We start from the raw sequence: 23882 nt of genomic DNA, 5'->3' as shown, positions 1-23882 counted from the left end.
CATTTCTGCGCCGCCAGCAGGAGTAGTGCGATGATTCATGTGACAAGCGAAGCGATGCACGGTTGTGTGGACGAAGCCACCATCCGGGGACGCGTCCTGATCGTCGATGCCGATAGCGAAGCCCGCTCGCACCTCCGCTCGCTGCTGCGCGAGGAAGGCTATGCCGTGGAGACTTTCGCCTGGGCCGGGGCGCTGCTCGATCAGCCGCTGCCCGAGGCGCCCTGCTGCATCGTGGCGGACGTGCGCATGCCCTCGATCGACGGGCTCGAACTCATCGCCCGGCTGAAGAGCCGCAGCGAACCGATCCCGGTCGTCTTCGTCACCGACCATGCCGAAGTCCCGCTCTCCGTCCGCGCGATGAAGGCCGGCGCGGTGGACTTCCTGCCGCGCCCCTTCGACGAGGGCGACCTGCTGGGCGCCATCGACTATGCGCTGGAGATCGACACCGAGCGCCGCAGCGCGAACCGCACCCGGCACGCGCTGACGCAGCGCTTCGACCGGCTGACACCGCGCGAGCGCCAGGTCATGGAAGGCGTGGTCCGCGGCCTGATGAACAAGCAGATCGCCTGGGAACTCGAAATCAGCGAGATCACGGTAAAACTCCATCGCTCCAGCCTCATGCGCAAGATGGAACTGCGTTCGGTGGCTGACCTCGTGCGTGCCTCTTTCTCGCTGTCCGTGCATTGACCGGCCGCCCCGGCTGTCTCAGGCTTCCCCTGCCCGGCAGCGACAACGGAGAGATACGATGAATCTACGGAAGATCGGCGCGGCCTTCGGCACGTCCATCGACGTCGCGGCCTGGGACGCGGTCGGTGCCGAAGTGGACCTTTCCTGCGCCGGGATGTTCGCCCGCGAGCCGGCAGGCAGCCTCACCGGAGGCCTGGCGCACCTCGACACGGCCCTTCAGGGAAAGCTCCTGCAGTTGAGACGCGAAGGGCATTTCCGCGGCAGGCTCGGCGAATGCCTGCTAATCGCGGCGCCCCCGCAGCCTCTCGCGGCGAAACGCCTCCTGCTCGTCGGCCTCGGCGAGCCGGAGGAATGGTCGACCGCCTGCCTTGAGGAGGCCATGCGGGCAGCGGCGACATTCGCCCTGGCGCTCGGGGCAGACAGCGCCGCTTTCGCGCCCGGCATGCTTGACAGCGGCATCCCCGCGGCGGCCACCGCCGGCGCGCCGGGGCACATGGTGGACGGCCTCGTCTCGGCCTTGCGGTCGCACCGCCGGCTCCAGCAGCTCGGCCTGGCCGGGCCGCCCGCCTTGCGCCGCTGGACTTTCGATGTCGGTGCGGCCCGGCTGGAGCAGGCCGCGCAGCAGTTCCAGGGCAAACTCGCCGAGACTGCCGGCACCGGGAGCTAGGCGCGCCTATCGAGCGACGAAGCCGCCGATCCCGGCGATCGCCAGATTGCCCGCGGGAAGCGCCGTTTCCGCGAAAGTGAGCCGCAAGTAACGCGCATCCACCGGTTTCGCGAAAGCGATGCGCTGGGTGGCCAGGGCATAGGCGATATTGCCGAACTCTCCGGCTGCGGCCGGCGTCCAGGTCTTGCCGTCGCGGCTGGTCTCGGCAACGAAGCCCTTGGGCGGAGCGGCATCGGCCATGACCTGCCGCGAAGGCGTCAGCGTGAAACCGGCCAGCGGACTGCGCGCGCCGAGATCGACGGTGACGCGCGCGGGCTTGCCGGCCTGGGGCGCGGGCTGCTTCCAGATCGTCGCCGCGTCATTGTCCAGCAGGCGCTCCGCGCCCGGCGCGCTGGCCGCGACGATCGACCACTTCGTGGAATCGAGCACGGTGGGGTCGGTGGAGACGATCGGCGGCACGTCTACCGGCGCCGCGCTGGCAAACAGCGCAAATTCCGAGATCGCCGGGGCGGCGCTGCCTTCGAGCACGACCAGCCGAACCCGGCGCGGCGCGATCGGCTGCGGCAGGCGGAGGATGCGCTGGGCACCGATGCACTGCTTTTCGGCAAGCCGCTGCCACTGGCCGTCGATCTCCGCCTCCACGGCGAAGCGGGTCACGCGGATGCCCAGCGGCAGATATTCGCGCAGGCGTACGACATCGAAGCGCGTTCCGGGCGCGAGGTCCAGCGTCAGTGTGGGCGTGAGCACGCCGTCGGGGGTGGACCAGTACGTCTCGCGCTGCCCGTCCGTGACGTTGGCGGGCGCGAACCGGCCCCCGCGCGTGGCACTGGCATGGGCGACGCTGCCTTGCGCAAGGTCCTTCGCGAAAGTCGCCCGGATCGCATCGCCGAACGACTTCAGGATTTTCACGTCCTGGTCGGCGATCCGGCCCCGGCGGTCGGGCGGCAGGTTCAGGTTGAGGTTGGTGCCGCGCCCCACGGATTCGTCGTAGAGGCGGATCAGGCGTGCCGGGTCCTTGACCTTGGAATCCTCGTCAGCGTGATAGAACCAGCCGGGACGGATCGACACGTCGGTTTCCGCAGGCCACCAGATCTCGCCGCCGCGCAGGCCGGAATTGCCAGTCGCCTGCTCATAAGGCACGTTGGGCATCGTCGGCCAGCAGGGATCGCCCGCCACGCCGTCCTCGTTGCCGACCCAGCGCACATCGGCGCCGAGCGGATCGAAGGTGCAGGCATCGGGCTGAAGTTCGTGGACCAGCTTCACGATCGAGGGCCAGTTGTAATACTTCGGCGCATCGATCTTGCGCGCCTCGCGCGCGCCGCCGTAGTAGCCGTCACCGCCGTTGGCGCCGTCGAACCAGACTTCGAACAGCTTGCCGTAGCGGGTGCAGAGTTCGGTCAATTGCTGGCGGTAATAGTCGATATAGGCCGGGCGGCCGTATTCGGCGTGATTGCGGTCCCAGGGCGAGAGGTAGACGCCGAACAGCATGTCCGCCTTGCGGCAGGCCTCGGACATTTCCGCGACGATATCGCCCTTGCCCTGCTTATAGGGGCTGTTGCGGATCGAATGCTCGGTAAGGTGGGTCTGCCAGAGGCAGAACCCGTCGTGGTGCTTGGCGGTGAGGATGACCCCGCGCATGCCCGCCACTTTGGCCGCCGCGACGATCTGGTCAGGGTCGAAATCGGTGGGATTGAACCACTTCGGGTCCTCGTCTCCGAAGCCCCACTCCTTGTCAGTGAAGGTGTTCATCGCGAAATGCACGAAGGCGTACATTTCGTGTTGGTGCCAGTTCCACTGCCGCGGCGAGGGGACGGCGCCGGAGGGCTGAGGCGCAGCGGGCTCGCGCGCGGCCTGCGCAGCATCGGCGCCGAACGCGGCGGCCCCGACGGCGGAAGTGGCGAGGAAACGGCGGCGGGAAAAGTCCATCGTTCAGTCCCTTAATAACGACTGCCGCGCATCAAAGCGGCGCGGAGAGCAGTTGCGGCCGGGTGTCGGCCAGCTTGACCAGGAGTTCGCCGAAGAGGCCGTTGGCCCAGGCGAACCAGTCGCGCGTGAATTTCGAGGGGTCGTTGCTGTCCACCGCCTCGTGGATGAAGCCGGTGCCCGCGTCGCTGTCGCGCAGCATGCGCAGCATGGCGCGGATCACCTGATCGTCGCTGCTCGACAGCGCGCGCACGATCAGGCTCATCGGCCAGACCTGCCCCAGCCCGACATGCGGCCCGCCAATGCCCTCCGCTTTCGATCCCCGGAAGAAGTAGGGGTTCGCTTCCGACCAGCATGCATCCGCCGTGACTTTCCAGAGCGGATCGCTGGCAGGCACGCATTCCAGGAAAGCGAGGCCCAGCAGCGAGGGGACATTGGCGTCGTCCATGAACATCGCGTTGCCGAAGCCGTCGACCTCGTAGGCCCAGACCCGGCGGCCATCCGGCAGCAGCATCGTGCCCCATTGCCGCAGCGCCGCTTCCACTTCGTTCGCCAGGGCACGGGCGTCGGTGGCCAGCGCCGTATCTCCCCGCGCCTGTTCGGCAACGCTGGCCATCTCGCGCAGCGATGTCACCGCGAAAAGGTTGGCCGGGATCAGGAACGGATAAGTGCAGGAATCGTCCGAAGGGCGGAAGCCGCAGTGGATCAGCCCGACCGCACGGCTCGGCGCGCCCCAGCCGTCGAGCTGCATGGTCTCGGTCGGCCGGTTGCTGGTGCGCAGGAAGCGATAGGGTCCGGGCGAGCCCTTGCGCTGCTGCTCGCGGAAAGTGCGCACACAGGCGCGCGAGGCTTCGGCCCAGGTCTCGTCGAAGGGCAGCTTGTCCTGCGTCTGGCGCCAGTAACGGAAGCCGAGCCGCATCGCATAGCAGAGCGAATCGATCTCCCATTTGCGTTCGGCGACGCCGGGCTTCATCTCGGTCTGGTCCTTCAGGGACCACGACAGGTTCGTCTTCGCCGCGGGATCGCGCATGAAGGCGTTGGCGTAAGGATCGATCAGGATGGAGCGCGACTGGCGGGCGATCAGGCCGCGGAACAGCGCGGTGAGCGCCGGGTCCTTGTTCACCAGATGGAGGTAGGGCAGCACTTGCGCCGTGCTGTCGCGCAGCCAGAGGCAGGGGATGTCGCCGGTGATGACGAAAGCATCCGGGCGGCCGTCCACCGTGTCCATGTAGACGGTGGTGTCGAGCGTGTTCGGATAGCAGCCCACGAACATCGCGCGCAGCTTGGGATCGGCGATCTTGCGCGAGACGCGGTCGATCTCGGCCTCCACCGCGCGGCTGACGTAGCGGCGATCCGCCAGGGCCGGACGGCCTCCGCCTTGCGGCATGGGGATGGTCGCCGCGCGGGCCGTGGCCGGAACGGCCAGCGCGGCGGCGCCTGCCATCCCGGCAAGCGTGGTGCGGCGGTCGAAGTTCGTCATGCTTGTCACTTCGGCAGCTCCTGTGCCTGTCCGCTCAGGGTGAACTGCACCCATGCACCCGCGCCGTCACCCGGCTGGCCGCCGCCGATCCACACTTTGTAATCGCCCGGAACGACCCGGCGCGTGCCCCTGCGGTCTACGACAGAAAGGCTGCGCGGATCGATGGTCAGCGAGACTTCCCGCGACTTGCCCGCTGCCAACGACACCCGCGTGAAGGCCGCAAGCTGGCGCTGCAGCACGCCCTGCGTCATGACCGGATGCGGTTCGATGACCGGCGGCACGACATAGGCCTGCACCACTTCCTCGCCCGCCATGCCGCCGAGGTTGCGCAAGGTGGCCGTGACCCTGACCGGCTGACCCAGTGCGGGTGCGGAGACTTTGGCACCTTCGTAGCCGTAAGTCGTATAGCTCAACCCGTGCCCGAAGCCCCAGAGCGGCGTGCCGGTGAAGTAGCGATAGGTGCGCTCCTTCATCGAGTAGTCGACGAAAGCGGGCAGATCGCTGGTGGACTTGTAGAAAGTCACCGGCAGACGGCCCGAGGGGTTGTTGCGCCCGGCCAGCGTCTCGGCAATGGCAGTGCCGCCCGCCTCGCCCGGATACCAGGCCACCATCACCGCATCGGCCATGGTGGGATCGATCGAAACCGCGCTGCCGCTTGTCAGCACCACGATCACCGGCTTGCCGGTGGCGTGGAGCGCGGCCAGCAGGTCTACCTGCGGCTCGGGCAAGGCGATGTCGCTGCGGTCGCCGCCGACGAAGCCGGGCACTTGCACTTGCAGCGCCTCGCCTTCGAGATCGGGCGAAAGGCCCAGCACGGCGACGATGGCGTCGGCCTGCGAGGCCGCCTTCACGGCCTCCGCGCGCTGGATATCGGCAGGCGGCAGCCACATCAGGCGCAGCCCCTCGTCCTCGCCGTAGTGGTCGAGTTCGAGGCTAATCGGCTGCGGCGTGCCGTCCGAAACGACGTCGAATTCGACCCGCTGCTTGCCGAGAACCCCGGCGTGGAGGGCCTTGCCGCCCAAGGTCAGGCGCACGTCGTCATGCCGCGTGCAGTCCTTCCAGCAGGCCGGAATGTCGAGCGCGAGGCGATACGTGCCCGGCCCCGGCGGCACCAGCGCGCCGGTCCAGCGCACCTTGAAGCCCTTGGCATCGAGGCCCTTGGGCGCAGTGCGGGTCAGGTTGAAGTCCACCCGGCGATCCTGCCGCGCGAGTACGCGCTTGCCGGACATGTCGAAATATTCGGCCTTGAGCCCCGGTTTGCCCTCCGCGACCAGCGCGGTTTCCGGCACGACCACCGGCGCGCCCTCTGCCAGTACCGAGCCCTGCGCATAAGCGACATTGGCCGCGCCGAACTGGCGGCGGATGCCTTCCAGCGGGGTCACGGCATCGGCGGCGGTGCCGTGGTAATTGGCCTCGATCACCGCGAGGTCGTCGGCATTGGTGCCGATCACCGCGAGGCGGGTGCCGGCCTTCAGCGGAAGGCGGCCGTTCTCGTTCTGGAGCAGCACCACCGACTTGCGGGCAGCCTCCAGCGCAAGCGCGCGGTGGGCGGGCGTACCGACCTCGGAAGGCTTGATCCTGCCCCACGGGTTACTGGCGCCGAATGCGATGCCGAGCTTGTAGCGGGCCTCCAGCGAGCGGGCGAGCGCGCGGTCCACTTCGGCCTCGCTGAGCAGGCCGCGCGCCACGGACTGGGTGAGCGCGGCATACGTCGTGCCGCAGTCGAAATCGGTGCCCGCCTTGATTGCCGCTGCCGAAGCCTCGGCGGCGTCATAGCGGTAATTGTGGAACATCCAGATGTTCGCCACGGCATCGCAGTCCGACACGACGAAGCCCTTGAAGCCCCAGTCGCGGCGCAAGGTGCCGTTGAGCAGCGCGTCATCCGCGCAGACCGGCACGCCATGCGTCGAGTTGTAGGCACACATCAGCGAGAGCGGCTGGGCCTCGGTCACCGCCTTGCGGAAGGCGGGAAGATAAGTCGCCTCGCGGTCCTGCGGGCTGACGTCCACATCAAAGCTGTCGCGCCCGGCCTCGGGGCCGGAGTGGACGGCGAGGTGCTTGGGCGTCGCGATCACGCGGGGGTGGAGCAGGTCCGGCCCTTGCAAGCCCTTGATGAAGCCCACCGCCAGCGAGCCGGTGAGGAACGGGTCCTCGCCGTAAGTCTCCTGCCCCCGGCCCCAGCGCGGGTCGCGGAAGATGTTGATGTTGGGCGACCAGATGGTCAGGCCTTCGTAGATGCGCCGGTCGGCATTCACAGGCTTGGCGTTGAACTTCGCCCGCGCCTCGGTGGAGACGACGGTGCCCACTTGCTCCATCAGCGCCGGGTCGAAAGTCGCGGCCAGGCCGACCGCCTGCGGGAACACCGTGGCGACGCCGTTGCGGGCGAGGCCGTGGAGGCCCTCGTTCCACCAGTCGTAGGCGGGCAGGCCCATGGCCTTGGCGGCGGGGGCGGTGCTCTGGAGCTGGTCCGCCTTTTCGGCGAGATCGGCTTTGGCGATGGCGGCGAGCACGGCCTGATCGGCCTCGGCTTCTTGCGCCGCGACCGGCGGCGCGGCCAGCGCCATGGCGAGTGTGATCGGGAACAGGGCCTTCATCACTTTTCTCCCGCCAGAGTACGCAGCACCAGCGCCTTGCGCAGCACCGCCGCATCGGCCTTCGAGGTAATCTCGATCCGCAGGCTTTCGCCCGGCAGCAGATCGAAACCATTGTCCGAGGCCCTCGCATCCACCGCGCCGAAATCGAGCATGACCGCACGGGCCAGCGCCTTGGCGGTGATGGTCACCGCCTTGCCATCCCAGGTGGCGGCAAGGCCGGGCGCGGGATAGGCCATGGCCTTGGGCAAGGCGCGCTCGACGATCTGGCGCGAGACGGTCTTGCCGTCCACCACCAGTTCCGCCACCGCGTAGCTCGCTTCTGCCGGGGCATTCGCGAAGACTTGCGTGTCCGACACATCGGGAACGGCAGTGGCAGTCGTGGGAGCCAGCGTCACCGCCCCGCCCGCTTCGCCCAGCTTCGCGCCGTCCATGGCATAGCCGGTCAGGCGCCACTCCGCCGCGACCGGGCTGGTCGCGTCCGAAGCGAAGCTGACCTTGGTGGCGTCCGGCTTGTGCTCGGCCACCACCACCTGCGGCGCGAAGAACCGCCGCGCGGCATAGTGCAGCAGCTTCCAGCGCCCGTCGTAGTCCACGCTCGCCCAGGAGATCGAGGGCCAGACATCGTTGAGCTGCCAGTAGAGCGAGCCCAGCGTCACCGGTGCGCAGGCGCGGTGATGACGCGCGGCCAGATCGATGGCCTGCGCCTGGTTCACTTGCGTCAGGTAGACGAAGTCCGCGAGATCCTTCGCCGGGCGCAGCCTTGCGTCGAGGTAGAACTTCAGGCGCTCATTACCCTCGCCCGCAAGGAACTTCTGGTGCGCCTTCATCACCGGACTGTCCGGCGCCTGCGCCGCATCGCCCGCGAAGCCGCGGATCGTCGCCATGACCGGCATCGCCTGGAAGCCATATTCCGACATGAAGCGCGGGCAGGAAAGCGTATAGTTCTCGACCGGCTTGGAGCCCGACCAGACATCCCAGAAATGGCGGTCGCCTGCGGCATCGGTATCGACCGGCCCTTCGTAATCGGTCGAAGGCGAGCCCGGCCAGTAAGGCGTCGTCGGCGCGTGATCGCTCACGGCGCCGCGCAGCACGCGGTCGAACAGCACGGTCATGGAAGTCGCCATGCGCTCGTGCTCGTCGGGACCGACGGTCTTTTTCCAGGCCTTGCGGTCGCTCCAGGTCTCCCAGCCGGACAGCACTTCGTTGCCGCCGGCCCAGATGACGATGGAGGGGTGCGAGCCCAGCCGCTCGACCTGCTGATCGGCCTCGATCCGCACGTTTTCGCGATAGGCCGCATCGGCGGGCGGCAGCGCGCCGCCGAACATGAAGTCCTGCCAGACCATCAGGCCCATGCGGTCCGCCATGTCGTAGAAGCTGTCCGGCAGATAATAGCCGCCGCCCCAGACGCGGATCATGTTCATGTTCGCCGCGAGGGAATCCTCCAGCAAGCCGCGCATCTTCGCGTCGGTTACGCGCGAGGGGAACATGTCGAAGGGAATGAGGTTCGCGCCCTTGGCGAATATGGTCACGCCGTTGACGCGGAAGCCGAAAGCGCCGTCTCCGCGCACCAATTCGACATCGCGCAGGCCCAGATTGCGCGCCGCCTTCGCTCCGGCGCCCGCGCCCGAGGCGATCTCGCCCGAGACCTTGTAGAGCGGCTGTGCGCCGTAGCCGACCGGCCACCAGCGCTTCGGCGCGGTAACGGTCAGCGGCACGGTTACGGTGCCTTCGCCCGCATCGAACGAAGCCTCGCGCGAGACCGGCGCCAGCGCCTGCCCGTCCGGCCCGGTCACGCGGGCGGTGAACTGCGCCCTGCCCGGCTTGTCCGCCACCACGCGGAACTTAGCGACCAGCCGCGCCTCGTCCTTGCCGAGCGCTTCCTGCACCACTTCGAAAGCGCCAAGCCGCGCCTCGTCCCAGGCTTCCAGGCGCACCGGCCCGGAAATGCCCTGGTTTACGATGCGCGGGCCCCAGTCCCAGCCGTAATGGTACTTGGCCTTGCGGATATAGGCGGAGGTCTGCTTGCCCTTGGGCTCGTCCCCGAAGGCGGAATCGTATTCGCCCGGCAGCGGATGGGCCTCGGCCAGCACCATTGGCTGCAAAGTGCGGATCGGCGAGGCGAAGCGCACGAGAATCTCGTTGCGGCCCTGCTTCAGGAAGGGCTTGGCCGCGACGCGCCACTGCCGGTGGCCATTATCGGCCTTGAGCACCTGCCGGCCGTTGATGAACACGGTCGCGAACGTGTCCAGCCCGTCGAACACGAGGTCCAGGTGCCCGCGGCTCATCGACGCCGCGCTGACGTCGAGCGTGCGGCGCAGTTCCCAGTCGGTCAAGCCCGCCCACTGGATCGCCGCCTCGTTGGTGCCAAGGAAGGGATCGGGCACCTGCCGCGCGGCGATCAGGTCCTGCTGGACCGTGCCGGGCACTTGCGCCCGAAACCATCGCGCCGCCTTGGGATGCGCCTTGGCGGCAGCGCTGTCGCTCGGCGCGACGCGGACCTGCCAGCCCTCGTCCAGGGCCGTCTGGCTGGGAGGAGCGGCCAACACGGCCGCAGAAGCGCCGGCCAGCCAGATGGCCAGCGCACCCTTTGCGAATGCTCTTGCCATGCTCACTTCACCTTCTCGCCATAGACGACCTTTTCCACCGCGTAGAACGGATCGGAAAGCGGCGAGGTGAACTGGAAGCATACATCGGCCTCGTCCTTGAGTTCCGGCCGGTCCGGCAGGTTCGCGGTGAAAGTGAACTGCTGCGGCGACGTTTCGGGATCGGGCAGCGGGAACGCGGCGAGGACGGTCGCTCCGGGCATCGGCGCATGCTCCTTCTGCTTGCGATCGGCAGCCTTCTCCGCCGCACGGCAGCCAGCGCTGATGACGAGTTCGCCGTGCGTCGTCACCGCGATGTGCCCGATCAGCGCCGAAGCATCGTGTGCCAGGCCGTAGTTGCGCGGCAGGCGCGCGACCGAGACGGTGATCGACTTCGCATGGGCGAGCGGCGCGTGATCGTCCGCCTGGCAGGTGTCGAAGATGTTGACGTTATAGGCCGGGCCATTGCTCGTGGCATCGGCCGAGAGCGGCACGCGCAGGCCCTGCGCGCCGCGCGGGCAGGCCGCGAGCATGGAGGCGGTGGAAGTCAGCAGCGTCTCGCGCGCGGTATCGTAGCGGCGCGGCGCGGAAAGCCGGGTGCCGTCCGGCGCGAAGCTGGCGGCGGTGACGACCGTGCCCGGCTTCACGGCAAGCGGCCTGGCATAAGCGGGAGACTTCGCCCCCGGTTCCTTGCCGTCCAGCGTGTAGCGGATCGTGCCGTAAGCGGCCTGGTTGCCCAGCGACATGCCGATACGCGTCGCCTCAAGCTGGGCGCCGCGCGTCTGGGTGGGGGTGAAGGCGACGCCGAAGGCGCTGTCGGACACTTCGAAACCGCCCTGCTTCCAGCGCCGGATCTGCGGCGTCAGGCGCGCGAGGAAGCCCGGATAGTCCTTCTCTCCCGCGACCTGCGGCGACCATGCGGTCTCGGCAATCGCGCCCACGCGCGGGAACAGCTTGTGCTGCAACTGCCAGGGCGTGACGATATATTCGCTCCAGGCATTGCCCTGCACGCCCAGGACATGCTTCGCCTTGGCCGCATCGATGCCCTTGGGCATCGGATCGTAGCGATAGACCGCTTCCATCGTCTGGATCGAGATGCGCCCCGGCGCCTCGTCCGGCAGGGTCGATTCCAGATTGTCGAGATAGAGGTTGGGCGCGGGCGAGAGCACCACGTCGTGCCCGGCATTGGCCGCATCCACCGCGCCCTGCTCGCCGCGCCAGCTCATCACCGAGGCGGAGGCAGGCAGGCCGCCTTCCAGGATCTCGTCCCAGCCGATCAGGCGGCGGCCATGCTGCGCGAGATATTCGCCGAACCGGTCGATCATCCAGCTCTGCATCTCGTTCTCGGTCTTGATGCCCAATTTGCGCATCTGCGACTGGACTTCGGGCGAACGCTCCCACTGGTCCTTCACCGCTTCATCGCCGCCGACGTGGATGAACTGCGAGGGGAAGACGGCCATCAGCTCGTCCAGCACGTTGCGCACGAACGTCATGCCCGCATCGTTCGGATTGAACAGCCAGGGATTGACGCCCCAGTCGTGCGACACGGCCGGACGGTCACCCAGCACGCCGAATTCGGGATAGGAGGCGACCAGCGCCTGGGCATGGCCCGGCAGGTCGATTTCCGGGACCACGGTGATGCCGCGCTCGGCGGCATAGGCGACCAGCGCCTTGAGCTGCTCCTGCGTATAGAAGCCGCCGTGCTTCGGGCCGGGCCCGCCGCCGGTGTCTGGCGGCAGGCGCCATGCGCCGATGCGGGTGAGTTCGGGATAGCGCTTCACTTCGAAGCGCCAGCCCTGGTCGTCAGCGAGGTGGAAGTGCAACGTGTTGAGCTTCACCTCGACCATGCGGTCGACGATGGCATAGACGGATTCGATGGGCTGGAAGTGGCGCGAGGGGTCCACCATCACCCCGCGCCAGGAAAAGCGGGGCGAATCCTGGATGGTCAGCACGGGAACCGATACGGCCTTGCCGTCCGCGCCCGCATGGGGCGTCAAGAGTTGCAGCAGCGTCATCGCGCCGTAGACGAAGCCGGACTTTGCCGATGCCGAAATGACCGCGCCCTTCGGCGTGATCCGCAGCCGATAGGCCTCGGCGCCGGCGATCCCGGCATCGCGCTCGAAGCGGACGGGTGCGGCAGGCGAAGCGGACTCCGCCGCGGCGAGCACGAGGCCGCTGGCGCGCTTCACATGATCTGCAAGGAGCTTTGCGGCCGCAGCCGCGTCGGCATCACCGGCAGGGATGGCGATCGCCGATCCCGATGCGACCAGCAAGGTCCCCTGCCCCTGCTCGACCGAAGCGGGCCAGGGCGTGAGCGCGGGGACGGAAGGCGATGTGGCAGTGCCAGATGCCGCGAGGGCCGGAGTCGCCAGAGAGAACGCCGCCAGGGAGAATGCCGCCGCCAGGATCGAGGCGCCTGCCGCGCTGCTGCCGCGCACGCGCCGATAACCCCTTGCCGTCATGCCCATACCTGCCCCTCATTTTCTTGTGACCAGAGCAGGCAAGGTAACCAAAATATATCCTTTATCGCAATAGGTCTTATCCCATTCCTGCGAATTGACCTTGAACTGCGACAATTTACTGCGATTGTCACCCCAACATGACCAATGTAAAGCCATTCCCAGAGAATGGGCCGAAGGGGGATCGAATGTCATTTTCCGACCGGATTGGTCGTCTGCGCGAAGACAACGCCGCACCGCTGTATATCCAGCTCCAGCAGCTGATCCGCGATGCCATATCCGAAGGCGTGCTCAGTCAGACCGAGGCGATCCCGCCGGAACGCAACCTTGCCATCGAATACGATGTCTCGCGCATCACCGTGCGCAAGGCGATCGCCGGTCTGGTCGAGGAAGGCCTGCTGACGCGGCGGCGCGGTGCGGGAACGTTCGTGGCCTCTCGCGTGGAAAAGAGCTTTTCCAAGCTGACCTCGTTCAGCGAGGACATGGCCGCGCGCGGCAAGCGCGCGTCCAGCGCCTGGGTTTCGCGCATGACCGGCCCGGTCAATCCCGAGGAATCGATGGCGCTGGGGCTTGCCCCCGGAAGCACCGTCCTGCGCTTCACCCGCATCCGCTATGCCGACGACGAGCCGCTCGCGCTCGAGATCTCGACGATTGCGGGATATTGCCTGGCCAGCCTCGATGTCGTGGGGGATTCGCTCTATGCCGCGCTGGAAAAGAGCGGCAACCGGCCGGTCCGGGCGCTCCAGCGGTTGCGCGCGGTGCCCTTCGGCGCCGAACACGCCAAGATGCTGGGCGTGGAATCCGGCCATGCCGGCCTGCTGATCGAACGGCACGGCTTCCTGCGCGACGGACGCACCGTGGAATTCACCCGCTCCTATTACCGCGGCGATTCCTATGACTTCGTTGCCGAGTTGATCGAGGGTTCATGAAAAGACGCGAATTGCTGCTGCGCGGCGCCTCCACCGGCGCCGTCGCGACCCTGTTGCCTGCCCTTTCGACCTCAAGCCTTGCCGCGCCCACACCGCAATTCGGACCGGGCATGCCGGACGGGCTGCCGATGCCCCCGCCTCTTGCCGGACCATCGCCGCGCCTGCCGGAAACCGACCCCTCGCGCACCCTGCTCGAACGCGGCTGGCGCTTCCACGAGGGCGAGGTGGCGGTTGCCGAACCGGCCGATCACAATGCCACTTACCTCTCGGTGAAAGCCGGCAACGCGCGCGGCGCCGCGGCCCTCGCTTTCGACGATTCCGACTGGCAGGCGGTCGATCTCCCGCATGACTGGGCCATCGCGCAGGACGTGAGCGAAAGCGCCAATGTCTCGCAAGGCTACCGTCCGCGCGGCATCGGCTGGTATCGCCGCCTGCTGCGGCTGGACGAGAGCCAAAAGGGCCGCCGCCTCGAACTCCATTTCGACGGCATCGCCACGCATGCCACGATCTGGGTGAACGGCAGCGAAGTGGCCCATTCCTGGTCCGGCTACAGCAGCGTGATCGTCGATCTCACGCCTTTCGCCCGCTTCGGGGACGAGTTGAACTGGATCGCCGTGCGCGTCGACGCCACCGCGCGCGAGGGCTGGTGGTACGAAGGCGCGGGACTCTACCGCCATGTCTGGCTGGTCAGCCGCCCGGCCGTGTCGATCGAGACGGACGGCGTCTATTGCGACCCGGTCCATCAGGATGACGGCACCTGGCTCGTGCCCGTCCAGGTCAGCCTGAGTAACGTCGGCGAGACCATGGCCGAGGCGGAAATATCGACGCGCCTGCTCGATCCCGACGGCCGGGAAATCCATCGCACGGGAGGCCGGGTCTCGGTTCCCCCGCTCGAACAGGCCCAGGTCGCCAACAGGTTCGATCCCGGCACGGTCAAGCTCTGGTCGCCCGACAGCCCGGTGCTCTACTGTATCGAAGTAGACCTGCTGCACGATGGCGAGGTGGTCGACACGCGCCGCCAGTTCATCGGTTTCCGCACCGTGCGCTTCGATCCCGCGCGCGGGATGGTGCTCAACGGCGTGGAGACCAAGCTCAAGGGCGTGTGCATCCACCAGGACCATACCGGCGTGGGCACGGCGATCCCGGATGCGCTGGCGCTCTGGCGCTTGCAGCGGCTGAAGGCGATGGGCTGCAACGCCATCCGCATGTCGCACAATGCCCCCGCCAAGGAAGTGCTGGACTGGTGCGACCGGCTGGGCTTTCTGGTCATGGGCGAGAACCGCCTGTTCAACCCCGCGCCGGACTATCTGGCGCAGCTCGAATGGATGGTGCGGCGCGACCGGAACCATCCCTCGATCGTGCTCTGGTCGGTGTTCAACGAGGAACCGATGCAGGGCACCCATGCCGGTGTCGAGATGGTGCGCCGCATGCGCGCCGCCGTGCGCAAGCTGGACAGGCAGCGGCCGGTGACGGCGGCGATGAACGGCTCGTTCTACAACCCGGAGAACGTCTCCTCGGTCGTCGATGTCATGGGCTTCAATTACTACCAGGGCGACTACGACAAGTTCCACGCCCTGCACCCCGACAAGCCGATCACCAGTTCCGAAGACACCAGCGCCTATGAAACGCGCGGCGCGTTCGAGAGCATCCCGGCGCAGCAGGTCATCACCTCGTTCGACAAGGAAGCCGCCTCCTGGGGCGCCACTCACCGCGACACCTGGAAGATGATCGCCGAGCGGCCTTACGTGGCCGGCGGCTTCGTCTGGACCGGCTTCGACTACCACGGCGAGCCTACGCCTTACGCCTGGCCCACGGTCAGCAGCTTCTTCGGCATCATGGACCTTTGCGGCTTCCCCAAGACCGCCTTCGGCATCCATTCGGCCCACTGGCGCGACGATGCCCCGGTGATCTGGCTGGCCCCGCACTGGACCTGGCCCGAATACGAAGCGCCGGGCCGCGAAGGGCAGACGCTGGAGGTCTTCGCGATCACCAATGCCGAAGCCATCGAACTGCGCCTGAACGGCGAAGTGATCGAGCGCGTCCCCGCGGCCGACCGCATCATGGGCCATACCTTCCAGGTGCCCTACCGCCCCGGCCGGATCGAGGCGGTGGCCCTGCGCGGCGGCAAAGTCGTGGCCCGTGCAGTCCACGAGACCACCGGCGCCCCCGTGGCGCTGCGCCTGACGCCCGCCCGACAGGCCCTGGCCAGCGACGGCGAGGATGTGCAGGCGATCACCGTGGACTGCGTCGATTCCAGGGGGCGCCACGTCCCCACCGCCAACCTGCCGGTGGACTTCACGATCTCCGGTGGGCGGATCATCGGCCTCGGCAACGGCAATCCCAACGACCACGCCAGCGAAAAGGGCAGCAAACGCGCGCTCTTCAACGGCCTGGCGCAAGTCATCGTCGAGGGTGATGCCAGCGGCCGCCGCCTGACGCTGGAGGCCCACACCGCCGGCCTGCGTCCGGCCCGCCTCGCGCTGGCCCGCGCGCCGCGGGCGCCGCGCCCGCAAGTGCCGCCGGTGCCGGCCGAAATGCCCATCACCGATTGGCGCCGCTCGGCCGGTTTCGCGCAGAAGCCCGATCCCGCTTTCGCGCCGGTGGATGGCGACAACAATTCGTGGGACTTCGTGCGCTCCGGCATCGCCGCACCTGCCGGCAGCAGCGGCTGGCGCAGTTACCGCACCCGCTTCACGCCCTGGCGCAAAGTCGCGGGCGAAGGCGGCACGCTGCACTTCGCGCAGATCACGGGAGCGGCCGAAGTCTGGCTCGACGGCAAGCTCGTCGCCCGCAAGACGGATGCCGCACCGGCAGCCCTGAGCGCGCCCCTTTCCGCCGGCACCGGCGCGCGCACGCTGGTGGTCCTGATCGAGGCCGCGCAAGGCGCCGCCAGCGGGCTGACCGGCAGGGTCTACGTCTCCGCCTGATCCAGGCGCCGCCCTTTGATCGGCCGCCCATGGCCCCGGAACCCCGGGGGCATGGGCGGCCGAAGCAAAGGGTCAGGCGGCAAGCCGGTCCAGATCGGCCGCCGCGAACAGCAAGTGGATCGCCGCAGCTTCCGTCGTGCCCAGGGCGCGGACGCCCGCGGCAGTAAGCGCGGGCGCGTCGATGGCGGCGGTATCCGCGAGTTCCACTCTCAGGCGATTGCCGTACCGGGCCGCACCGCGCAAGTTGGCCGCGCCGCCGAGAGCCTCGACCAGAGCCGCCGGAAGCGGCATCTGCTGTGCGCCCTGCGCAGCCGCCGCGGCGCGCGCGACTTGCGGCATGGGCGCGGGGCCCGCCGCCATGGCTTCCCGGATCTCCACCGACACGATGTCGGCCACGGGGCCGAGGATCACCTGCAGCGCCTTGTCCGAGGGGCGGATCACTCCGCGCGCACCCAGCGCCTTGAGCCGCACCTCGTCCACCGCGCCGTGATCGACGATGATGAGGCGCAGGCGCGTGGTGCAGGCGGAAACCTCCACCAGATTGCCGCTGCCGCCCAGCGCGGCGAGGTAGGCGCCGCCGCGCGTGTCGCCAGCCGGGTTCTCTCCCGCCGCCAGGGCCGGGGTCGGGGCCGGAGCCGCCACATCCTCGTCCTCGCGCCCGGGGGTCTTGAGGTCCAGCTTGCGGATGGCGAAAGCGAAAACGCCGTAATAGACCGCGAAATAGACCAGCCCCACCGGCAGCAGCAGCAGCGGGCGCGTCGCCTTGCCGAAGTTCAGTGCATAGTCGAACAGGCCCGCGGAAAACCCGAAGCCCAGATGCATGCCAAGGGCATCGGTCAGCCACATCGAAAGGCCGGTCAGCACCGCGTGGATCGCGTAAAGCACCGGGGCAAGGAACATGAAGCTGAATTCGATGGGCTCGGTAACGCCGGTCAGCAGCGAAGTCAGGGCCAGGCTGAAGAACATGCCGCCCACCGCCTTGCGCCGCTCGGGCCGCGCCGCGCGGTACATCGCCAGGCAGGCCGCGGGCAGGCCGAACATCATGACCGGGAAGAAGCCGGTCATGAAGCTGCCGGCGGTCGGATCGCCCGCGAAGAAGCGGCGGATGTCGCCGTGGGCGCCGTTGTAGTCGCCAAACACGAACCAGAACAGGTTGTTGAAGACGTGATGGAGGCCCGTCACCAGTAGCAGGCGGTTGATCAGGCCGAACAGGAACAGGCCCGCTCCGCCCAGGCCGGTGATGCCGTGGCTGACGCCGTCGATCCCGGTGGCGATCGGCTGAAAGCCCAGGCCGACCAGGCAGGCCAGCAGCAGGCCGGCCACGCCCGAGACGATCGGCACGAACCGGCGTCCGCCGAAGAACGCAAGGTATTCCGGCAGCTTCATGCCCGAGAAGCGGTTGTAGAAATTGCCGCCGATCAGGCCCGAGACGATGCCGATCGGCACGTCGAGCCGCCCGATGGCCTGGCTCTTGGCCGCCGCTACCGCCGCCGCGAAAGCATCCTTCGACAGCGCGGGATCGATCCCGGGCGGTACCGGCATGAGCACTTTGGCGCCTTCGGTAGCGACCAGGAAGCAGACGATGCCCGCAAGGCAGGCCGCGCCATTGCCGTCCCGCGCATAGCCCGTGGCGACGCCGATGGAGAACAACAGGCCGAGGTGCGAAAACAGCGCATCGCCCGCCGCGCTCAGCAGCGCGATGTCGAGCAGGTCGGGCTGGCCCAGCCGCAACAGCAGGCCCGCTACCGGCAGGACCGCGATCGGCAGCATGAGCGCACGGCCCAGCGGCTGCAATGTTTCGAGAACCCGCCTCATGCCCCCTGCTCCTTCAGAAATTCGCGTGACAATGCGCGCACCTCCCCGGCCGAGGCGCATTCCAGCGCCCGTGCCGCAAGCCCGCGGCAGTCCTCCAGGCTCAACGTCGAAACCAGCGCCTTGATATCGGGAACTTGCGCCGGCGTGGCGGACAGTTCCCCCACGCCGAGACCCAGCAGCAGCGGCACGGCCAGCGGGTCCGATGCCAAAGAGCCGCAAACGCCGGTCCAGCGGCCATGGCGCGCGCCTCCTTCGCATGTAAGGCCGATCAGGCGCAGCACCGCCGGGTGCAGACCGTCGATGGCAGAGGCCACGGCCGCATTGCCGCGGTCCATGGCCAGGGCGTATTGGGTGAGATCGTTCGTGCCGACCGAGAGGAAATCGGCCTCTCGCGCCAGGATGTCCGCCGTGGCGGCGGCGGCGGGCGTCTCCACCATGATGCCCAGCGAAACCGGCTCCGCCAGTCCCAGTCGGGCCGCCACGCTTTCCACCACCGCCCGCACCGCGCGCAGTTCGGAAAGGCTCGCCACCATCGGCACCATGATCCGGCATTGCCCGGCCGGACGCACCCGCAGGATCGCCTCGACCTGCGCTTCCAGCAAATCGGGATGGGCAAGGCCGACGCGAATACCGCGCAGGCCCAGGGCCGGGTTTTCCTCCTGCGGCATCGGCAGGAAGGGCGCGGGCTTGTCGCCGCCGATATCCAGCAGGCGCACGATCAACGGGCGGCCTTCCAGGGCATCGGCGATCGCCTGGTACGTTTCGCCCTGTTCGGCGGCGCTGGGCGCGCGGGGCTGGTCCACGAACAGGAATTCGCTGCGCAGCAGACCGCATCCTTCGGCGCCGTTCGCCATGGCCTGCCGTGCATCGGCCAGCGAGCCGAGATTGGCGAAGACTTCGATGCGGTTGCCGTCTGCGGTGTGGCAAGGGCCGGTCGCTTCCAGCGCTGCGGCGCGGCGCGCGGCCTGCGCGGCGATCTGCGCGCGAACGCCGTCGATCCGCGCCTGCGACGCGGCCGTCTCCAGCCGGGCGGCAGCGGCATCGACCACCAGCGGCGCACCGTCCGCGATGTCGTCTAGCGCGGTACCCATCGCCACCAGCATCGGCACGCCCAGGCCGGCCGCGAGGATGGCGACATGCGAGGTCGGGCCGCCGTTGATCAGGCAGATCGCGGCGAGACGCCCGGCATCGAGCGCCATGAGCTGCGAAGGCAGCAGGTCTTCGGCCAGAAGCACCGCCTGCTCGGGAAGCGCGAAGCCCGTGGCATCGCCGCCGCTCAGCCCCGCCAACACCTGCCGTTCCAGATCGCGCATGTCGTCCACCCGCTCGGCCAGTCGCGGATCGCCGGAACGCAGCAGGAGATCGACTTGCTCGCCGATGGCAAGCCGCCAGGCCGCCCCGGCGCTCTTGCCTTGTGCCATGGCTTCATGCGCGGCGGCGAGCAGGTCCTCGTCCTCCAGCATGACGGCATGGGCCGCGAGGATCGAGGCCGCATGCTGCGCCGCGCCTTCGCTCTCCCGCGCGATCTTTGCGCGCAAGGCCGCCAAGGCCTGGTCCAGCGCCGCGCGTTCAGTCGCAGGATCGCCGGAGCCTGCGGATACCGCGATCTCGCCCAGGCGGTAGTGGACCGCGCGGCCAACGGCCAGGCCCGGCGCGGCGACCACTCCGGCCACCGTGCCATCAGCCGCAACCTGCGTGACGCGGCGCTGCACCGGCGCTGCGGCCGCGCGCACCGGCGGCGGGACGGCTTGCTCGCCCTCTTCCGCCAGTTCGCCCATGCCGCCAGCGATCAGGGCTGCCAAGGCATCGAGCACTTCGGCGGCCTGCGCGCCGCGCGCGTGAAGCGAAATCCGGTCGCCCAGCGCGATGCCCAGCGCCAGGACGCCCACGGGGCTGCGCAAGCTGGCGGACCTGCCCGCGATCTCCACGCGCACGGCCGCCTCGAACGAGGTCGCCACTTGCCGCAGACGTGCGGCCGGGCGGGCATGGATACCGTGGCGCAGCGGCACGAGCAGCTCGCGCACCAGTTCCCCGTCAGGTGTTTCGGACTGTTCCGCCCCGCCGTTCGCGGAAGCGGCCAGGCGGCGCAAGGTCATCACCGCCTCGCCCACCGCGACCGGGCCCGGCGCGCGCTTCCAGTCCAGCGCCCATTCCTCGCCGGCCAACAGGAGCACCGGCGTCATCGCGCTCGGCGCGCCGGTCACCACGGCGTCGAGATCGAAGCGCACCAGCGGGTCGCCTGCCGCCACGGCCGCATCCGGCACCACCAGCGGCGTGAAACCACGTCCGGCCATGGCCACGGTATCGACGCCGAGGTGGACCAGCACTTCCGCGCCTTCCTCGAGGCGAAGGGTCACGGCATGGCCGGTCGCGGCGAGCGAGGCCACGATGCCCGCGCAAGGCGCATGAAGCGTGGACCCTGTCGGATCGATGGCCACGCCATCGCCCACCATGCCCCCGGCAAAGACCGGATCGGGAATTTCATCGAGCGGCGCCAGCCAGCCTTCGAGCGGGGCAAGGATCGTGATCACGGCTTCACCGGACGGGCTGGTGCGGTCGGCGGTCATGGTATGGGCAACGGCGGCGGTCATCGGATTGGCTATTTCCCCGTGATCGGATCAGAATACCCGCTCGCCCGCGATCCAGGTCGCCTGCGGCGCCATGGCGCGGTCGAGTTGGACGAAGTCAGCGGTGCGTCCGGCGGCAATCGTGCCTCTTTCCGCGGCGATGCCCAGGAATTCGGCCGGTTGCACGGTGGCCATGTCGACCGCCTGCGCCACCGAGAGGCCCGCCATGTCCACGGCATTGCGCACCGCGCCGGCCATGTCCAGCGAGGCACCCGCCAGCGTGCCGTCGGCGCCCACGCAGCGCCCATCCGCCACGGTGATCTCGCGGCCGTCGAGCGTGAAATGCTCAAGGTCCGAACCCACGCAGGGCATGGCGTCGGTGACCAGCACGAAACGATCGAGCGGGCGGCTTGCCAATGCGATGCGCATGACGGCGGGATGGACATGGTAGCCATCGGCGATCAGCCCGCACCAGGCCGAGCGGTTCTCCAGCGCCGCGCCGACCATGCCGGGATTGCGATGGTGCAGCGCCGACATGGCATTGAACAAGTGCGTCACGCCCGTCACGCCCATGCCGAAGGCCGCGCGCGCGGTCTCGTAATCGGCATCGGAGTGGCCCATCGCCAGCACGACTCCCGCCGCGACCAGCGCCCTGGCCTGATCGGCGTGGAGATATTCCGGCGCGATGGTGAAGAGCACGCGGCCCGCGCGGGGCCGGATGAGCAGGTCGACCATGGCGTCGTCCAGCTTGCGCAAGTTGCCCTCGGAATGGATGCCGCGCCGCTTCGCGTTGAGCACCGGCCCTTCGACGTGGATGCCGATGCAGCCGGGAACCCCCGCCGCAATGGCCTCGTCGGTGGCGTCGAGACCTCTCGCAATCACGTCGGGCGTGGCGCTGATGAGGGTGGGCAGCATCGCCGTCGTGCCGAACCGCGCGTGGGCGGCGGCGATCGCGGCGATACCTTCCGGGGTCGGCGCGTCGTTGAGCAGCACCCCGCCGCCGCCGTTCACCTGAACGTCGATGAAGCCCGGCAGCAGCCAGCCGCCGGCGAGATCGACGACTTCGTCGGCCTCATCGGGCGCGTGGCCCGGCACGGCCGCGGCGATGCGCCCCTGCTCCACGGTCACGACGGCATCCCGCGACCATGCGCGGCCCAGGTAGACGTTGCCGTTGGCGAAGGCGATCTTCATCAGAGTGTCTCGGTGACCTTGCGCAAGTGGGCTGGATTGTCCGGGTCGAGCCCGCGTGCAAGCGAAACCGCGTTCACTTGCGGATAGAAGGCCTGGATCATCAGCAACGGCTCCAGCGCCGCATGGCCCGCAAGCGCGGCCAGCGTGCTCTCGCCAAAGGGCTGCGCGGCGTCGAGCAGAGTGACTTGCGCGCCGCGCCCCGCAAATTCTCGGGCCGCCTCGCGCACGCTTTCGCCGCTGGCGTCCGACGTGGCGAAGGCGACGATGGGGAAGCCCGCGTCGATGATCGTCATCGGGCCGTGGCGCACTTCGGCGGCGCTATAGGCCTCGGCGTGAAGCGCACAGGTTTCCTTGAGCTTGAGCGCCCCTTCCTGCGCCACGGCAAAACCGTATCCGCGCGCGATCACGAAGAGATTGCTCGCCCCGGAAAGCCCTTCCACCAGATCGAAGGGTGCCGTGCGAGCCGCGATTTCCAGCCCCGCGGGCAGCCGTTCGAGCGCCGTGCCGAGCGCGGCATCGCCCGTCCACTGCGCCGTCAGCGCCGCCACCCCGGCCAGCGAGGCGATGAACGACTTGGTCGCGGCCACCGATTTTTCCGGGCCGGCGTGAAGCGGCAGCACCCAGTGCGCAAGGTCGGCCAGCGGCGCGGAAGCGTCATTGACGAGCGCGACCACCCGCGCCCCGGCGCGGCGATGCGCCTCCACCGCGGCCAGCAGATCGGGGCTGCGGCCGCTTTGCGAGATCGCCAGGACGAGAACCCGCCCCGGCTGCATCTCCGCGCCGAACACGGAAGACACGCTGAGCGCGGAAGAGGAAACCGGGATGCCGGCCAGCGTCTCGATCAGGTACTTCGCATAAGTCGCGGCATTGTCGGACGAACCCCGCGCGCAAGTGACCACCACCGAGGGCGGATTGGCGCGCAGGTCCTCCGCCAGGGCGGCAAGGGCGGCGCGGTTGTTTTCCAGGAAACGGCGGACGGCCTCTGCAGCCTCGGCCGCTTCCCGGGCCATGAGGGACGTCGAAGGACTTGCGGTGTCAGTCAGCATCTTTGGGGGACTCTCCTGCGCATCGTCGCCGGCCGACCATGAAGTCGAGCCGGAAGCGACGGCCTACCAATCTGGTATAAGTTCTATATTGGTATTCCCGAAGTCCGATCGATGCGCAAACTGTTTTGCACCGGTTCCGACCGTTTTTCTTCACGTCTCCCAGTAGAGCACCGGTTTTCCGGCTCCGCTCAACCCCCTCACGTGCGTTCGATAGCGCGTTTCAACCGGGCGACTTGCGCATGACTCGTCACCGCCCTTGGCCCCTTCTGGAAGCCCAGTTCCTCCAGCCGCGCACCGCCCGAACCTGCCTCCCCCGGCGTGCGGCAAGAGGCGTGAAACTCCGCGATTCCAGCCGAGCGAAGCGCGGGAACAGCCTCCGGAGACACCCCCGCGCCGGCCAGGATGACGATCCGGCCCGCCGCCAGTTCCTGCAGGTGCGCCAGCATGGCCACACCGTCAGGCGCCCGGACAGCCCCGCCCGAAGTCAGGATCCGATCGAAGCCCAGGGCCACAGCCTGCTCCAGACCCGCCTCCATGTCATCCAGCAGATCGAAGACCCGGTGCAGGGTCAGGGAAAGCCGAGCCCCGCGCGCGCTGCCGGCGCGCCGTGCATGGTCGATCCACGCGCCCAGAACCGCAAGGTCCAGACCCTGCGCCGACCCGGCGCCGATCACGACGCCGGCCAGCCCGGCCTGCGCCGCCAGATCGATATCGCCCATCACCTGGCCAACTTCCTGCGCATCATAGACGAAGTCGCCCTCACGCGGGCGGCAGAGCATGTGGACCGGGATCGGCGCGGCCGCTGCAAGGTGGACCAGCGATTGCGCAGGCGTCAGACCGCCCAGGGCGAGCCCGCTGCAAAGCTCGATGCGGTCTCCGCCGCCGGCAACCGCCGCGGCAATGCCCGCGGCATCTTCGACACAGACTTCAAGCACTTCGCCGCTTCCTCATGACGCCACGCCCCGCGATTTTCTCCGGGGCGATTCGGTTGCCCACGAATTGGACATAGTTTGGC

General features: G+C 68.5%; 14 protein-coding genes. 4 read left to right on the top strand and 10 right to left on the bottom strand.

The genetic code is table 11. From position 1 onward, the window contains the following. Positions 1-30: 30 nt before the first annotated feature. Together EDF57_RS06425 and EDF57_RS06420 are read left to right on the top strand one after the other, a co-directional pair. Positions 31-687 (top strand): response regulator, encoded by a 657-nt coding sequence (locus tag EDF57_RS06425; protein ID WP_243840916.1) that lies wholly within the window; start codon positions 31-33, stop codon positions 685-687. Between the two features lie 58 nt (positions 688-745). Beyond that, positions 746-1354 carry a M17 family peptidase N-terminal domain-containing protein gene (locus tag EDF57_RS06420; protein WP_134093522.1) on the top strand — a complete coding sequence of 203 codons (609 nt, stop codon included), beginning with the start codon at positions 746-748 and terminating at the stop codon, positions 1352-1354. A gap of 6 nt (positions 1355-1360) precedes the next feature. Here the strand turns inward: EDF57_RS06420 and EDF57_RS06415 are convergent, their stop codons facing one another. From EDF57_RS06415 to EDF57_RS06395, 5 genes are read right to left on the bottom strand one after another with little or no spacing between them, the layout of a single operon-like run. Beyond that, the gene (locus EDF57_RS06415; protein WP_134093521.1) at positions 1361-3280 is read right to left on the bottom strand and encodes an alpha-L-fucosidase; all 1920 of its coding nucleotides are present in this window, start codon (positions 3278-3280) and stop codon (positions 1361-1363) included. 31 nt (positions 3281-3311) lie between these two features. Then, a complete protein-coding gene (locus tag EDF57_RS06410; RefSeq protein WP_243840943.1) occupies positions 3312-4757 on the bottom strand; it encodes a glycoside hydrolase family 125 protein in 1446 nt (481 codons plus the stop codon). Positions 4758-4762: 5 nt separating this feature from the next. Beyond that, positions 4763-7351, bottom strand: coding sequence for a glycoside hydrolase family 3 C-terminal domain-containing protein (locus EDF57_RS06405; RefSeq protein ID WP_243840915.1), 2589 nt, complete (start codon positions 7349-7351; stop codon positions 4763-4765). Next, a complete protein-coding gene (locus EDF57_RS06400) occupies positions 7351-9957 on the bottom strand; it encodes a glycoside hydrolase family 2 protein (RefSeq protein ID WP_134093520.1) in 2607 nt (868 codons plus the stop codon). The genes EDF57_RS06405 and EDF57_RS06400 overlap by 1 nt, the downstream gene beginning before the upstream one ends. Positions 9958-9959: 2 nt before the next feature. Next, positions 9960-12395 carry a family 20 glycosylhydrolase gene (locus EDF57_RS06395; RefSeq protein ID WP_134093519.1) on the bottom strand — a complete coding sequence of 812 codons (2436 nt, stop codon included), beginning with the start codon at positions 12393-12395 and terminating at the stop codon, positions 9960-9962. Positions 12396-12580: 185 nt separating this feature from the next. Between EDF57_RS06395 and EDF57_RS06390 the strand changes: the two genes are divergently transcribed. Both EDF57_RS06390 and galA read left to right on the top strand, forming a co-directional pair. After that, a complete protein-coding gene (locus EDF57_RS06390; RefSeq protein ID WP_132267313.1) occupies positions 12581-13321 on the top strand; it encodes a GntR family transcriptional regulator in 741 nt (246 codons plus the stop codon). Continuing rightward, positions 13318-16248 carry a beta-galactosidase GalA gene (galA, locus tag EDF57_RS06385; RefSeq protein ID WP_134093518.1) on the top strand — a complete coding sequence of 977 codons (2931 nt, stop codon included), beginning with the start codon at positions 13318-13320 and terminating at the stop codon, positions 16246-16248. Before EDF57_RS06390 ends, galA begins: the two co-directional genes overlap by 4 nt. A 72-nt stretch (positions 16249-16320) precedes the next feature. On the opposite strand, the gene nagE is transcribed toward galA, so the two are convergent. From nagE to EDF57_RS06360, 5 genes are all read right to left on the bottom strand, one after another. Further along, positions 16321-18063: an N-acetylglucosamine-specific PTS transporter subunit IIBC gene (gene nagE, locus EDF57_RS06380; protein WP_134093517.1), complete on the bottom strand. Its 1743-nt coding sequence runs from the start codon at positions 18061-18063 to the stop codon at positions 16321-16323. After that, positions 18060-20654, bottom strand: a complete 2595-nt coding sequence (ptsP, locus tag EDF57_RS06375; RefSeq protein WP_243840914.1) for a phosphoenolpyruvate--protein phosphotransferase — start codon at positions 20652-20654, stop codon at positions 18060-18062. Before ptsP ends, nagE begins: the two co-directional genes overlap by 4 nt. A 27-nt stretch (positions 20655-20681) precedes the next feature. Next, positions 20682-21821 carry an N-acetylglucosamine-6-phosphate deacetylase gene (gene nagA / locus EDF57_RS06370; protein ID WP_134093516.1) on the bottom strand — a complete coding sequence of 380 codons (1140 nt, stop codon included), beginning with the start codon at positions 21819-21821 and terminating at the stop codon, positions 20682-20684. Continuing rightward, positions 21821-22867, bottom strand: coding sequence for an SIS domain-containing protein (locus tag EDF57_RS06365; RefSeq protein ID WP_134093515.1), 1047 nt, complete (start codon positions 22865-22867; stop codon positions 21821-21823). The genes nagA and EDF57_RS06365 overlap by 1 nt, the downstream gene beginning before the upstream one ends. Positions 22868-23064: 197 nt before the next feature. Then, on the bottom strand, positions 23065-23802 hold the full coding sequence (locus EDF57_RS06360) for a copper homeostasis protein CutC (protein WP_134093514.1): 738 nt from the start codon (positions 23800-23802) through the stop codon (positions 23065-23067). Positions 23803-23882 lie beyond the last annotated feature (80 nt).

The organism is Novosphingobium sp. PhB55 (genome assembly GCF_004368805.1).
Taxonomy (GTDB): Bacteria; Pseudomonadota; Alphaproteobacteria; order Sphingomonadales; family Sphingomonadaceae; genus Novosphingobium.
This window is presented reverse-complemented; position numbering and strand designations above follow the sequence as displayed.